At 47.0% G+C, this 14,953-nt stretch carries 16 protein-coding genes; 1 reads left to right on the plus strand and 15 read right to left on the minus strand.

All coding sequences use genetic code 11. From position 1 onward, the window contains the following. Nucleotides 1-38 precede the first annotated feature (38 nt). The 15 genes from ABEW34_RS17550 to coxB form a co-directional block, all read right to left on the minus strand. Nucleotides 39-338 (minus strand): hypothetical protein, encoded by a 300-nt coding sequence (locus ABEW34_RS17550; RefSeq protein ID WP_430160456.1) that lies wholly within the window; start codon nt 336-338, stop codon nt 39-41. 432 nt (nt 339-770) lie between these two features. Beyond that, on the minus strand, nt 771-2,090 hold the full coding sequence (locus tag ABEW34_RS17555) for an ABC transporter permease (RefSeq protein ID WP_430160457.1): 1,320 nt from the start codon (nt 2,088-2,090) through the stop codon (nt 771-773). Beyond that, nucleotides 2,083-2,985 (minus strand): ABC transporter ATP-binding protein, encoded by a 903-nt coding sequence (locus ABEW34_RS17560; RefSeq protein WP_430160458.1) that lies wholly within the window; start codon nt 2,983-2,985, stop codon nt 2,083-2,085. The genes ABEW34_RS17555 and ABEW34_RS17560 overlap by 8 nt, the downstream gene beginning before the upstream one ends. A gap of 19 nt (nt 2,986-3,004) precedes the next feature. After that, on the minus strand, nt 3,005-3,916 hold the full coding sequence (locus ABEW34_RS17565) for an ABC transporter ATP-binding protein (RefSeq protein ID WP_430160459.1): 912 nt from the start codon (nt 3,914-3,916) through the stop codon (nt 3,005-3,007). Nucleotides 3,917-3,930: 14 nt separating this feature from the next. Next, the gene (locus ABEW34_RS17570) at nt 3,931-4,326 is read right to left on the minus strand and encodes a GntR family transcriptional regulator (protein ID WP_430160460.1); all 396 of its coding nucleotides are present in this window, start codon (nt 4,324-4,326) and stop codon (nt 3,931-3,933) included. Nucleotides 4,327-4,364: 38 nt separating this feature from the next. Continuing rightward, the gene (locus tag ABEW34_RS17575) at nt 4,365-5,078 is read right to left on the minus strand and encodes a hypothetical protein (RefSeq protein ID WP_430160461.1); all 714 of its coding nucleotides are present in this window, start codon (nt 5,076-5,078) and stop codon (nt 4,365-4,367) included. A gap of 206 nt (nt 5,079-5,284) precedes the next feature. Beyond that, complete coding sequence (locus ABEW34_RS17580) at nt 5,285-5,911, minus strand: FMN-dependent NADH-azoreductase (RefSeq protein WP_430160462.1); 627 nt, start codon at nt 5,909-5,911, stop codon at nt 5,285-5,287. A 155-nt stretch (nt 5,912-6,066) separates the two neighbouring features. Next, a complete protein-coding gene (locus tag ABEW34_RS17585; RefSeq protein WP_430160463.1) occupies nt 6,067-6,786 on the minus strand; it encodes a response regulator in 720 nt (239 codons plus the stop codon). 3 nt (nt 6,787-6,789) lie between these two features. Next, nucleotides 6,790-8,427 carry a GAF domain-containing sensor histidine kinase gene (locus ABEW34_RS17590; protein ID WP_430160464.1) on the minus strand — a complete coding sequence of 546 codons (1,638 nt, stop codon included), beginning with the start codon at nt 8,425-8,427 and terminating at the stop codon, nt 6,790-6,792. Nucleotides 8,428-8,491: 64 nt separating this feature from the next. Beyond that, entirely contained in the window at nt 8,492-8,956 is a 465-nt protein-coding gene (locus tag ABEW34_RS17595; RefSeq protein ID WP_056042917.1) for a DUF420 domain-containing protein, read from the minus strand. A 44-nt stretch (nt 8,957-9,000) separates the two neighbouring features. Further along, entirely contained in the window at nt 9,001-9,897 is an 897-nt protein-coding gene (gene ctaG / locus ABEW34_RS17600) for a cytochrome c oxidase assembly factor CtaG (RefSeq protein WP_430160465.1), read from the minus strand. 80 nt (nt 9,898-9,977) lie between these two features. Next, nucleotides 9,978-10,301: a cytochrome C oxidase subunit IV family protein gene (locus ABEW34_RS17605; protein WP_430160466.1), complete on the minus strand. Its 324-nt coding sequence runs from the start codon at nt 10,299-10,301 to the stop codon at nt 9,978-9,980. Nucleotides 10,302-10,305: 4 nt separating this feature from the next. After that, nucleotides 10,306-10,923, minus strand: coding sequence for a cytochrome (ubi)quinol oxidase subunit III (locus ABEW34_RS17610; protein WP_430160467.1), 618 nt, complete (start codon nt 10,921-10,923; stop codon nt 10,306-10,308). After that, nucleotides 10,920-12,761 (minus strand): cytochrome c oxidase subunit I, encoded by a 1,842-nt coding sequence (gene ctaD, locus ABEW34_RS17615; RefSeq protein WP_430160528.1) that lies wholly within the window; start codon nt 12,759-12,761, stop codon nt 10,920-10,922. Before ctaD ends, ABEW34_RS17610 begins: the two co-directional genes overlap by 4 nt. Before the next feature lie 68 nt (nt 12,762-12,829). Next, entirely contained in the window at nt 12,830-13,879 is a 1,050-nt protein-coding gene (gene coxB / locus ABEW34_RS17620; RefSeq protein WP_430160468.1) for a cytochrome c oxidase subunit II, read from the minus strand. A 323-nt stretch (nt 13,880-14,202) separates the two neighbouring features. Between coxB and ABEW34_RS17625 the strand changes: the two genes are divergently transcribed. Further along, nucleotides 14,203-14,910: a YhcN/YlaJ family sporulation lipoprotein gene (locus tag ABEW34_RS17625; RefSeq protein WP_430160469.1), complete on the plus strand. Its 708-nt coding sequence runs from the start codon at nt 14,203-14,205 to the stop codon at nt 14,908-14,910. Nucleotides 14,911-14,953 lie beyond the last annotated feature (43 nt).

The raw sequence follows: 14,953 nt of genomic DNA on the forward strand, positions 1-14,953 counted from the left end.
AGATATTAGCTGGTTTTAGCCATACATGCAGCGCAAAATCAGCGCTGCACCACAGAGGATGAAAATAGCTTGAATGTGTCAATACTTCTAACGGGGCTGGGAGAAGAAATTATCTTCTGAACAGATGTCTTATTAACACCTAAAATTAATGCAGCTTCTCCTCTTGATATCCTCGATTTTTGGCCTTCGAGATAGCTCTGAAATATTGCCGAGTCTATCCAATATTGTGATTTTGCATTTTTGGTACTAACATCTAAACTTATTTCACCTATATTATTTAGTTGGCTGAGTTTCTCATAACTAGTTCCGATGTCTTTTCTAATTTCTTCACGTCTCACAAGAGTCCGCTTAGAAAGTAGTGTGGGATCCCCTTAAAATACTGAGAAATCTTTTCTCACCTCACCACAGATTTCAATCCGCTGATGACCCTCGACATGGACTGAAAGTCGATATGACAAATTGGAGATGTGTATATATGGATTAATAAGAGGGGGATGAGTCAATTAAGAAAACGGCAACCAATTAATTGGCTGCCGTCTCTTCATTTAATCAATATTTAAAAACGTCATTTTATCATAAACCAACTCATTGTGAGTTTATTGATTCTCTTTCCTTCTTTACTAGCTATTAAGAATCAATAAACTCAGTAATCTCCAGGCTTTCACACAATCAGTAATAATTTTACCGACAAAACAATTCAATACTACCGCCAAAATACCATTAATTTAGCGTCATTATTAAATAATATCTACACAATTATAAACAATCATCTAAACCTTGTAAGCCCGCATCGCCTTCCGCAGCTCTTTAAATGTCGGGCGCTTGCCGTACATCAGGACGCCGGTGCGATAAATTTTCGCTCCCAGCCAGCCGAAGATGTAGATCGATACGAACAAAATGCCTAAGGACAGCAGCACCTGCCACACTGGCGGGTTCGTCAGTCCAATTCGCAGCATCATGACGAATGGCGAGAAAAACGGCACATAGGAAGCGACTTTCACGAGCATCGTGTCCGGATTCGAAATGCTGAACGTGCTAATGTAGAAGCCGGCCAGCGATAAAATCGTAATCGGCATAACCGCCTGGGCCAAATCCTCCGTCCGGCTCACAATGGAACCGATTGCCGCATACAGCATGGCGTACAGGAAGTAGCCTGCCAAGTAATAGATGACTGCATAAACAATCAGCGACGGATCAATTTGATCGAAATGAATATTCAAATTTGTAAACGCATCTTTATTTTGCGGCATCGATAAATTAATGATCATAACGGCTCCATACAGCACCAGCTGGAACAAGCCGACGAGGAACATCCCGAACACCTTTCCGAACATTTGCGTCAGCGGCGATACGCTGGTAATAAGAATTTCCATGACCCGCGAGCCTTTTTCCGATGTAATTTCTGTCGCAATCAGCTGCCCCGTCACCATAATAACAAAGAACAGCATAATGACTATAATCGATACGAGTCCCATATTGACCGCTTGCTGCTCAGGCGACAGCCCGTCGGTATTGGACCCCGCTCCCGCTTCCGCAGCAATTTGCATCGTTTCAATTGAAACCGGCGCAAACAGCTGCACCTTTTGCTCCTCGCTCAGCCCGGCTTCCTTGAAAATCATTTCGGTGCGTATGTTTTGCAGCGCCCCCTGCAGCGAACGGGTTGTGGATTCATCCAGCAGCTTCTCGGATTTATAAGTTACAGCTGGCAGGCCATTTGCCTGAACGTCGCCAAAGGTCAAATACCCTTTAATTTTCTGATCGATAAGGCCCTGCTTAAGTGCCTGTTCATTACCCGCATCACTGCCCGTATCCGCAAAATCAACCAGTTCAACATTTGGCTGCTCCTGCTGCGAATAATAGGCTTTAAGCTGCTCCGCAAGCTTAGTCCCCTCTGCCACACTGCCCGCTTCCGCCTGGATATAACCGATAGAGGTGGTTTTTACACCATCATTGTTAAACTGGGAGATGAGATAAGGCAGATTTGCACCAATGGTAATAATAATTGCGAAAATCAACGTCATAACCAAAAAGGATTTTGTCCGAAACTTATTGCGAACGGTGAAGCTGACGACTGTCCAAAAATTACTCATGCTTTTCACCCACCAATTTTATAAAGATTTCGTTTAAGGTTGGCTCCATAATTTCAAACCGCCTAATTTCCGTTTGCTCCATCGCATGGCGTAAAATAAGCCCGCCCGCCGCTTCATTCTCAATTCGGAGCTCGTAACCCGATTCATTGCGCTGCACATTCATTACGCCTTCCAGCGTCTCAAGCCCCTTCACGGTGCGCTCGGTTCCCAGCATGACGCGCTCGCGTGGATACTGCCCCTTGAGTTCCTTGAGATTGCCCTGCAGTACCGCGTTCGAGCGGTGCATAATTGTTATATTGCGGCACAGCTCCTCCACATGCTCCATGCGGTGTGTCGAGAACAACATCGTCGTGCCTTCTTCGCGCAGCTCCTTCACCGCTGCCTTAAGCAGCTCCACGTTCACCGGGTCAAGCCCGCTAAAGGCTTCATCCAAAATGACGATCTTCGGCTTATGGATAACCGAAGCAATGAACTGGATTTTCTGCTGGTTACCCTTCGAAAGCTCCTCCAGCTTCTTATTGTAATATTCCGGCACGCCGAATTTTTCCAGCCAATACTTTAGGCTTTGATCGGCATCCCGCTTCGACATCCCCCGCAGCTTCGCCAAATACAGCAGTTGGTCGCTTACGCGAACACGCGGATACATCCCCCGCTCCTCCGGCAAATAACCGAGCATTTGCAGCTGATTATGGCTGTAAGGCTTGCCGTTATATAAAATTTGGCCCCCATCGGGAAAAATCAGTCCCAGCACCATTCGCATCGTCGTCGTTTTGCCCGCGCCGTTCGCACCTAGCAGGCCGTAAATTTCACCTTCTCCTACTTCCAGGCTAATGCCATTTACTGCTGTTTTATCGCCATACTGCTTATAGATTTGTTCAATTTTTAGTGGCTTCATTGTCTTCTCCTCCTTGATATCAAGCTCTAATATGCTGTCTATCCTGCTGGATTAATACGGCCAAAATATCATCCAGATCAAGCGCCTGCCGCCCCACAATCGCAATATTTTCCCGCTCGCACCAGTGCTCGGTTTCCAGTGCCTGCCGTGTAACGATCCGCAGATTGCCGCCCCCTGCATCTTCCACCGTACATTTGCCGGGGATGCTCTTCACATTTCTGCCCACAAGCTCGCTGCCACTCACATAAAACATATGCCAGCTGCTGAGCAGCTCATCCTTTTCGTACATGCCAAGTATTCGGCCCTGCGCCATAAAGACGATATAATCTGCGAGCCGTTTCACTTCCTCCACAATGTGGGAGGCCATGAGAATCGTTCGTTCGCCCTCATTCATATAGTTGTGCAAAAAGCTCATCATGCTGCGCCAAGCCAGCGGATCGAAGCCAGAGGAAGGCTCGTCGAGCAGCAGCAGCTCGGGATGATGGGCAAGCACAAGCGCGAATTCATATTTCCGCCGTGTTCCTTTGGACATTTTGCCAAGCTTGATGCTGTCATCGACTTCGAACATCCGCAAAATTTCACGATACAGGTTTACATCCCAATTCGGATACCATTTTCGCACAAAATCCGTCTTGTCCGAAGCTCTCAGCTTATTCTCATGGCTTCCGAACAGCTCGGGCACATAACCGATTTTGTTTTTCCATCCGGTATCCTTATGGTCTGAAATGGAATGGCCGAGCACGCTCAGCTCGCCTTTATCCGGCTTGATCAAGCCTAGCAGCATCCGGAAGGTTGAGCTTTTGCCTGAGCCATTTGGGCCGACAATGGCAGTGACGCAGCCCTTAGGCACTTCCAATGTAAGAGGGCCAAGCTGAAACCGCTCACGCCGCAGCTCTACCTCGTTAATACGAATCGCAATATCGTTGCTCATGACGCCGCCTCCCTCTAAACGTTATCTTTAAAATGCTTCTCCAGCTGCTCGCGAAAAATCTGTTCCAGCTCCTCGCGTGAGCACTTAACCCGCTGCCCCGCTATAATTGCCGTCTCGATTGCTTCGACAACTGCCACTAGGCGGTAACGGTCGCGATCATCCTGCTCAACAGCCGCAACGTAGGTGCCTGTTCCCTGCCTCGTTCGCAGCAGTCCTTCCGACTCCAAATCCTGATAAACCCGGCGCACCGTGATGACGCTGCATTTCAGCGACTGCGCCAGCTCCCTAATGGAGGGGAGCAGCGTCCCTTCGGCCAATTGCCCGCTGACAATTAATGCTCTCAGCTGTACTTCTATTTGATAATAAAGCGGCTCGGCGCTTTGCTCATTCATTTGAATCGGCAGCCACACGGCTTCACCTTCTTTACTTGATTACTGAATGTCTTGCTTTAAAAGCTTCGTGTTTCCAATCGGCGTTTTAATATCATAAAACTGACAGCAATACCAACGATACTTATCAATAGCGCTACTAACAAATACCACCACTCGCCATTTTCCAGTCCTCTTAACAAGCTCTGGACAATCGAAATATCATTGACACTAAGCAAGAAAGTAAGCAGCAGATAAAAAACGCAGTATAAGAAACAAACGATCACATACGTTTTTCCGCTATAGCCGTATTCCCAAATGGCATAGGTTGCTGCCATGCCAAGTGAATATAGAAACCAGCATAGTCCGAATAGAAGATAAGCGCCTGGAGAAATCGTTTCTTTCATCCCATCGACCAAAAAATACTGAATGAGGAAAAAAATAATCTGCATAGGAAGCAGTATAACAACGATTTGCATCAGCCTTCCCCAAATCAACTGAGGCAGCGATATCGGCAATATGCGCCATTCAGCCAGCTTCCCGCTAAAGGTATCATTACGCCAATAGAACATATTCGTATGGTTTAGCACAAAGCCCAGACAAGGAAGCGTCGTAAGAAAAACAAAATCAATGGCCCAATAATCGGCTGTTAAAACCAGCGTCTCATCCAGGTGGAACAGCATTCCCCCAATAATAGCCAAATATAAAGCTAAAAAGAGCGAGCCTAGAAAACCCCAACGAGTCTTCCGCAATTCGTAGATTAAAATATGACATGCCCCTTGCCACATACTCACGAGTTTTCCTCCTGCCACTCTATATACTGTATATATCTTTATACACAGTATAATCACACCTCTTAACGTTGTCAATCCATCGCCAGGAAATTTTTACAAAGCTGCTTCTCCCCTCCATTCAGCAGCGGCTAAATAAAAAAGCCTTGTCCATGAGCTTAATAGGCTCTGGCCAAGGCTTTACTTCTTTCGAGTTGTATATTGCTGTCTTAGAAGCGTGCTGCTGCTGCTTTAGCTTCTTCAATTGCATGGGCAACAATGGCTTCCGCCTCATTAGGCATCTGATTGTGGCCTTCTGCAATGACGATTTCGAAATTCGTTACGCCGAAAAACTGCATAATATTGCGGACATAATTGAGGGACATTTCAGCTGCCGCTGCTGGACCTTCGGAGTACACTCCGCCTCTTGCATTAAGCAGAGCAACCTTTTTATCAGGAATAAGGCCAACTGGACCTTGCTCTGTATATTTAAATGTTTTGCCTGCTTGGTAAATGTAGTCAATATAAGTGTGCAGCACAGCAGGAATCGTCAAATTCCACAGTGGGAAACCGAAAACAACTTTGTCCGCCGCAAGAAATTGATCGATATATTTGCCGGAAACATCAACCGCTGCTTGCTCTTCAGGTGTCAGCTCATAACCGCGTGGCGCTTTGAAATTGCCGTTAATCATATTGGCATTCATATACGGAAGCTCTTCTTGGAACAAATCCAGCTCCGTAACGACATCATTCGGATGTGTTTCTTTATAAGAATCGAGAAAAGCATGATAAAGCTTTACGCTAACCGCCTGGTCTAATCCACGATCATTTGCTTTTACAAAAAGTACAGTGCTCATAATAAATATTCCCTCCGTAAAAAAGCGCTCTATGCGGGCAGCTTCTCTATTATGTATTTGTGATAGGCTTTATTTTACAAGCCTTCTTCTCACAAATCATCGGCCAATAGCATGAAAGTCGCCAGCATGGAGGCGCGGAGGGCTTAGGTCTAGCCTTACGCCTCTGGGCCCAAATAATGAATGCCGCGCAGCGCGGCTTGTGTTCGATCGGTTACATCAAGCTTGCTAAGAATGCTGCTCACATGAGTTTTCACTGTTTTCTCGGCAACGACTAATGCCCGGGCAATATCTTTATTGCTGTTTCCTCTCATTAATTGCCTAAGCACCTCCATTTCACGCGGTGTGAGCGAAGCAAAAGCTATTTGATCTGACTTGGAGCGCAGTGAATCGCGTTCCGACTCTGCTTGCAGGGACGAATAGAATAAGCGCTCCTCTGTCCCATCGAGAGGGGGAGAGGCTGCTCCAGCACCAATTAACACGCTGGTAATATCGGGATGCAGCTGAATATTGCCTTTATAAGCGCTGCGTATCGCCTCCGCCAGTTGATCCGGTGCGACATCCTTCAGCATATACCCAATCGCCCCCGTCTGAAGAGCAGGTACAATATGGCTGCGGTCTGCGAAGCTGGTCAGCACCAGCACCTTGATCGCTGGATGCTGCTCGGCAATGATTCGGCTAGCCTCAATCCCATCCATGACAGGCATTTGCAAGTCCATGAGGATCATATCCGGCTGGAGCTCAGCCGCTTTCTCCACTGCTTCCTTCCCGTTGGCTGCCTCCCCGACAATTTCGAAATCCGGCTGCAAATTCAAAAAGAAAGCAATGCCCTTCAAAACAATTTGATGATCGTCAACGAGTAACAGCTTAATTTTCACCGTTCACCCTCCCTCCTCTGCTGCCAGCGGTATGCTTGCCCGAATGACGGTTCGCTGCCCCATTTCACTATGAATGATAAACTCACCTCCGAGCGCCTCTGCTCTTTCACGCATAGACAGCATCCCCATCGTCTGTCCCAGCAGTTGTTTAGGTGAAAAACCTCGTCCATGATCCTCAATTTCCAGCGTTACTTCCCGTTCTGATTTCACAAGCCGAATATAGGCAGCATTTGCATCTGCATGCTTTCGAATGTTGTTAAGTCCTTCTTGGCCAATCCGCCATAAGCCTTCTTCAAGCGCACGGGGCAGCTCCTTCAGCCCTTCTGCCTCTGCATGTACGATAAGGTTCATCCTTTCGCCATACTGCTTAAGGGCAGGCAGCAGCCCATTCTCAAGACCAGCGGGATGCAGCTGCCAGATAAGCGTCCGCATCTCCCCGAGCGTTTCCTGCGACAAGCTGGCCATTTCCTGAAGCGAGCGTTCCACGATCGGATCTTTCCCGCCCAGGATCTTCTCGGCTCCTTTGGCGATAAAAGACATCGAAAATATTTTTTGCATGACCGAATCATGCAAATCCCGTGCCATGCGAATCCGCTCTTCCATACGGGCAAGCTCCCGGCGCTGCTCAATTACTCTTAAATTATCAATGCTGAGCGTCAAATGCTCACCGAGCGCATACATAAACTCTTCAGGATAATGATCGAATTGCCCATTATCCCTACTGCTAATGAACAGAACGCCATACGGGCAGCTGCCCCTTCGCAGCGGAATCGCTGCAGCCGATGTGAATGCCCTTAGACCTTTAGCCGTTAGCGGGACAACAGCCTCCTCCTTGCTATCTGCAACAACGACGAGACGATTTTGGTGAAAAGCGTCGGCCACAACTCCCCCGTTTCCACAATCGAGCTGCTGCCAGCCTTCCCTCGTCTGCTGCCCGTCGTAATAAGCACGAAGCGAAAGCCTGTCCTGCTCATAGACGAATAATGCAATCTGCGGCCAGTCGAAAGCAGCGCTTATATGTTCAACCGCCTTAAGTGGCAGCTGGCTAATGTCCTGCACCGCATGGATGCGCGTAATGACCTCACCAAGCTTCGCATAGAGCAGCGCATTTCGCTCCTGTACCTGATATAGGCGGATACGCTTAATCGCTGTGCCTATCTGGTAGGCAACCGCCTGCAGCAGGGCTAGCTCTTCTTTTGAAAAAAATTCTTTGCCCGCCTGCGCAGCATTCAGCAATCCAAAGCTCTCCGCGCCTGCCTTCAGCGGCACCGTCGCATGATGCGTCAAGCCGCCTTTATCGCCAGCATTGTATTCCGCAGCATATACAATTCGTGAGCATTCAATAATGTTGACCGCACGATTCAGCTTGTTTTGGCGATAGCTTTCGGTGCACCAGCAGCCTTCTCCGCACATCGCTGCATTATCGTTTTCTGCAAGGGCTGAGGGGAGATTTTGCGCGGCCGCACATATGCTGTCCGAATGCTCATCAAGCAAGAAGATCCAGCCTGTCGTAAAGCTGGTAACCTCAAGAAGCTTCACCAGCACTGCATTGAGCATAACGTTCATATCATTCATCGAATTGAGCATCTCTGCTATTTCCTTGAGCGCCGCCAGCTCATCTGCGCGAATCTCTCTGGACAAGGCACATCCCCCTTAATACAGCAAAGCCGCGAATCAGCTTCGCGGCTTCCTTGTAATACCAACTTTACAGACCAAAAATAGCATCAATCATCGGCTTCGTATGGCCGCCTGGATACAATAAATACAGCAGCACATAAACTATAACGCCCGTAATCGCTGTGAAAAACCAGATAATCGACGTCACGCGGCCCCATTTGCGATGCTTGGCATATTTGCTCTTGAAGCCCAGCACGAGCGTCGTAATGCCGAATACCGCTGCTACCGTTGCAAGCGTAATATGGAAAATCAGAAAGACAACATAATAGAGATGCATGCTATCGGGTCCGCCCCATGTTGTATTGCCGACAACTATTGTTCGCGAGGAGTATATAATAAAGAAGATGATGGCTGCAATTGCAGCTGCGATCATCACTTTCTTATGCGCCTCAACTTTGCGCTTAATAATCAGTCCCCAACCAATCGCAACCAAAATCGCACTAATAACGATAAATGATGTGCTTATTGTAGGGAGAATAAAATACCAATCCAATGTCGATCCCACCTATATCGGTAAAATAGTAAATCTGCCTAAAACTATGCCGTACCTGTATTGGTATTAGGCAAATCGTCTTCCTTATTTTCACGCTTGTACCATTGTGAGAATATATACGCCAGTATAATCCCGTACATCAACTCTTGCAATAGCTTCATGACGATGCCGCCTAGCTGCTGGTCCTCTACCACTTCCATTAAATTGAAAAATTGAGGACCATCGAACATCGTAAGCAGCCGCGTTGGATCACCCGACACACAATACCCCATCGCCTGTACCCAGACGTTCGGATCGTTATATACCGCATATAAGGGAGAGCTTGCAAATATAATTAAGGCGCACGCGGGAGTCAGCAAAATGCCATTCGCGAAAACATACGCCATCTTCTTCAAATCCGTCAGGCGATTCCATTCCGGCACAGGACATGCAATTTGCCACCACATCATGATTGCAGCAATTAGCATAACAAAATAATAGATACGGTGAATCGTATAGTGGGTCATGACAAAGTCATGTATGACTGGTACGTGATAAAAAGAAAACAATAGATTAAACAGCAGCAGCGATAAAATAGGATTCATTAGAAAGTTAAGTGAACGCCATTTTTTCGAAGCAAACAGCTTGCGCCACATAAAAGAGGGAATCGATAAAATAAGCATCGGCGGCACAATGAGATAAGAAATCGACATATTGAACATATGGAAGGTAAACATTAAATGTCCCAGGAAATTAAGCGGCCCGCCATTGCACAAATAATAGAGAATAGCCGAAACAACGAACATAAACCGCTGCTTGCCTGTTGCGGACGCCTCAAGCGGTGCATGCTTCTCCCGCCATGGTCCATTCAAATAAAAATACAATATGATGACAGCAATTGTGCCGAACATATACCATGGGGTCCACAACTCTTCAAAACTGAAATATTCCAGGCCAAGCATGGCTGCAACCTCCCTTTATCTTCTGCAAAAGAGGAGGGAACCCACCCGGGACCCCTCCTCTGTGCAATTGTAACTCCGTATTACCACCAAACCCAATATTCCGCCATAACGATACACGTAAAGGCAATAAATACACCCATAAGAATGCCGACCGTAGCAAAAACGTGGCCGCGGTCTTTCATATGCATCCAGAATGCCATTTGTACGAACACTTGGAGCATAGCGCAACCCATAATAATGATGTAGATAAAGCTTTTATTGATTTCGCCAGCCGCTACCGCAGCAAATGCTACGAGTGTCAGCAATATGGAGAAAATGAACGCAATAATGTGCTTCTTAGGTCCTTCTGAGTTGTGGCGAACTGGACGCTGCTGTTCTTCAGCTGTCGAGTGATTGCTTGCCATTTGGCTAGACCACCTTTCCCATCAAATAAACGACGGTGAAGATAAATACCCAAACTACGTCGATAAAGTGCCAGTACATACCTGCAACATACACTTTAGGAGCTGTAACAACCGTAAGACCTTTTTTCATCAACTGTCCGATAATGCTGGAAATCCAGCAAATACCGAACGCAACGTGGGCACCGTGGAATCCGACTAGCGTATAGAAGGAAGAACTGAACGCACTTGTCGTAAAGCCATGTCCTTCATGCACATAGTGGTAAAACTCATAAATTTCAAGTCCTAAGAATCCAAGTCCGAGCACAACGGTTATGATTAACCAGTTGATTAAAGCTTTTACATTATGATTATGCAGCGCTTGGATAGCAAATACGCTAGTCAAGCTTGATGTAAGCAAAATAGCAGTTGCTGCTGCAACGAGCGAAAGCTTAAACAGCTCGCTTGGCTGCGGTCCATCCAGCACTTGATGGCGAAGGGCAAGGAACGCCGAGAACAACGTTCCGAACAATACCGTTTCACCGCCAAGAAATAGCCAGAAGCCTAATACTTTATTGCGGCCCTCAAGAGTGGCTTTCTCGGGCTCATGAGGAAGATGCCCCTCTGCATGTGAATGTGTACTCATGCTTTAACCCCCTTATCTTCCAACTCTTCCGGCTCAATGTGGAAACCATGATCATCATATACCGAGCGAAGGAACATGCTTCCGAACGTTATTAACAAGCCAAGACCGGCAACATAGAAACCGATATGCTCTGTAATAAATGTCCAATCCCTCGAATACATCAGGCCAAAGCCTGTAATGAACAAGCCAAGCGACATTGTGAACGGCAGAATAGAAGGAGATGGCATATGGATCGAGCCAATTGGCTCAGCAGGTGTCATGCCTTTATGTCCATCCATTTTTTCTTTCCAATAAGCATCGTAGCCGCGAACAAGCGGAGTTTGCTTAAAGTTATATTCCGGAGGCGGCGATGGAATGGTCCATTCCAGCGTACGGCCATCCTCCCAAGGATCATCTGCTGCATTTTGTGGTTTTGCATTAGTGATAACTACGTTCAGGATGAACATAATTGTACCAATACCCATCATAATCGCACCGATTGTACTAATTAGATTCATTTCATTAAATCCAAGGCCGTCGAGGTACGTCCAAATACGACGGGGCATACCGAGCAAACCGAGGAAATGCTGAATAAAGAATGTCAGATGGAAGCCGATGTAGAACATCCAGAACGTCCATTTGCCAAGCGTTTCATTGAGCACGCGGCCGAACATTTTAGGCCACCAGTAATGAAGACCGGAGAAAATACCTAAAATCAGACCGCCGACGATAACATAGTGGAAATGCGCAACTACGAAATACGTATCGTGATACTGGAAATCCGCTGGCGCAGCTGCAAGCATAACGCCTGTAACGCCACCCATTACGAAGGTCGGAATAAATCCAACGGCATACAAGTTAGCGCTCGTAAATTTGATCGAGCCGCCCCACATTGTAAAGATCCAGTTGAAAATTTTAATACCTGTTGGCACTGCAATCAGCATCGTTGCGATAGAGAACAATGCGTTAGCTACAGGCCCCAGACCCGTCGTAAACATGTGATGCGCCCATACCATGAAGCCCAAAAAGCCGATCAGAATTGTCGCGAACACCATCGAGCTGTAACCAAACAGGCGCTTACGCGAGAACGTGCTGATTACCTCGGAAATAACACCGAAGGCAGGCAAGATGAGAATATACACTTCAGGGTGTCCGAAAATCCAGAAAATATGCTCCCATAGTACAGCGTTACCGCCATTGTTAGGGTCGAAGAAGTTGGCATCGAATACCCTGTCGAACATCAGTGCTGCCAAACCTACAGCAAGTGCAGGGAAAGCGAACAAGATAAGCGCCGACGTAATGAACGAAGCCCATGTAAACATCGGCATCCGCATGAAGGTCATGCCAGGTGCACGCATATTAATAATCGTAACCAGGAAGTTAATCCCCCCGATAAGTGTACCAATACCCGCTATCTGAAGACCCAGGGCATAATAATCCATCCCATGCCCAGTACTGAACGCCGGCCCCGAAAGTGGTGCGTAAGCCGTCCAGCCGGCAGCTGGCGCACCTGTGCTTGTGAACCAGCTGACATTCAATAATACGGCTCCGAAGAAAAACGTCCAGAAGCCAAGTGCATTTACAAAAGGAAAGGCTACGTCGCGTGCGCCGATTTGCAGCGGCACAACTGCGTTCATTAAAGCAAATAGCATTGGCATCGCAGCCAGGAAGATCATTGTCGTACCGTGCATAGTAATCAGCTCATTGTATGTATCCGCACTAACGAAATCATTGAGCGGCTTCCAAAGCTGAATCCGAATAAGCAGTGCTTCCAAACCACCGACCAGAAAGAAAAAACCGCCGGCGATCAAATATAAAATACCGATTTTTTTGTGGTCAACCGTTGTTAACCAGTCCATCAGACCAGAGTAACGCTTAACCGCGTGTCCTTGAGCCAAGTTGGTACCTCCTTTTCATCACCGATGATCTATTTTTCGTAGTCCAATGTTAATTCCGATAAGTATTTCGCAATACCATCAAGCTCTTGCTGCGTCAGATCGATCTTGCCCATCAGATTGCCTGGTTTGACATCATCAGGATTTTCGATCCAACGATGAAGATTGTCATAAGTGGAACCTTCATTGGAGTACTGAGGATCATCTGTATTAATCAGGATACCACCAACGGAATCACGGCTTCCGATACCCGTAAGGTTCGGATACAATGGTCCGCCTTTGTCGCCAACAGCGTGGCAAACGAGACATTTGCTTTCGAAAGCAGCGGCAATTGCCGGATCGCTTGGCATTGCTACTGGCGCTTGAAGCGCTGCCGCCCAACGGTCAAACGAAGCATCATCAACCGATTTCACCTTAAAGTCCATCAAGCCGTGGGAAGGTCCGCATAGCTCGGCACATTTGCCCAAGTAAACGCCTTCTTTTGGTGCCGAGAAGAACATTTTATTAGTTGAACCACCAGGATTAGTATCGATTTTACCTGCAAGGGAAGGAACCCAGAACGAGTGAAGCACGTCTGCTGTCTTCGCTTCAATGGTAATGGTCTTGCCTTTTGGAATAACCAGCTCCTGCGCCGTCTTGATGCCCAGATCCGGATACTCGAATTCCCACCAATATTGATGTGAAGTTACTATTACTTTAACCGCATCTGGATCGTTTGAATGATCCTTTGACAGGTTAAATACGGTCTGTACGGTAGGAACACCCAAAATAATCAAGAGAATAATAGGAATTACGGTCCAAATAATCTCCAACTTGTGGCTACCTTCGACCTGCTTGGGAATCGACTTATCTCCCTTACGTCTGCGAAAACGGATAATGACAAACAAACAAAGCGCAAATACAATCACTACTACACCGATCATGATTGAAAATGCGAGCTTCATCAATCCGAATTGCTCTTGCGCTACGGGCCCCTGGGGATTCAGCGCGGATAGATCTGCTCGTCCGCATGCTGACAGCACCAATACCATCAAGGCCAGAAGCGGCGCAAGCCGTTTAAAAAACTGCCACCGATTCATCAATAATCAACCCCACTTTTGACGTTTTTGCAGCTGTAAACACCCCGAAATTGTGGCAAACTGCTTGTTTTTAAGCTAATAAAAAATGACAACTTCTGCGACCTTAATACCTTATTAAATATAAAGTTGAAGCCCTTATTTGTCAATGTTCCACAGAGAGTTCACAAATTGTTCGCAAAGCTGTCAAATTCGTTATTTTAAAGCGCTTTTTTCGAGAATCGCGGGCTTTCCGTTCACAAAGTCAAATCTGTATAGCTTTTCCTGCGTATATTTAATCGTTCCCTACAAACCCTATTCTTATTACTACAGGAATGGAGGACATCTAAATGCCAAAAAAACGAATGATTTATGCGTTATTATGCAGCGCCCTCCTCGTATGCTCATCAACTGCCTGCAACTACGAGCAGCGGGTACAGGACAGCGATTACGATTATGGCAGCAGACAAGCCGGCGATCCGAAAATGCTGGGCAGCAGAATGTATGGAACGACGACGAGCAATCCGCATCAGCATGACAATGCTTTTTTCGAATACAGCAATACGTTGTCTAAGAAGGTGACCAACTTAAACGGCGTGGCCGCGGCGAACGTCATGCTGACGGACAAAAACGCTTATGTCGGCATCGTGCTTGATTGGACTGCTGTCGGTACAAGAGGGGCTGGCGGCAATCGGGAGCAGTTGAACGGCGGGAAGCCAGAGGACGCCTACAATACGAGCCGTGTTAGCCCGCTCGAGGACAATCGGCTGCTCGTCAAGCCTTATCAGTCGTATTTCTCGGTCAACGACCACAATGAGCTGTCCCCGGAGCTTAAACAAACGATCGCCACGCGTATTCGCGAGCTTGCCCCGATGGTGCAGGAGGTGCACATATCCGCCAATATGGATTTCGTGAATCAGCTGAATGATTATGCTGTGGAATCTTGGGGAGGACGGTCACTGACCCCGCATGTGGATGCCTTCAACACTTTGGTTAAATATCAATTCATCGGCGGCCAGGAAATGCCTAAGCCAATTACGTCCAAAAAAATACCATAAAGCTGCGCCTCGCATTTGTAGATCAAAAAAACTCTTCTATTAT

Origin of the sequence: Paenibacillus algorifonticola (genome assembly GCF_050481745.1) — a bacterium.
In the GTDB taxonomy this organism is placed as follows: domain Bacteria; phylum Bacillota; class Bacilli; order Paenibacillales; family Paenibacillaceae; genus Pristimantibacillus; species Pristimantibacillus algorifonticola_A.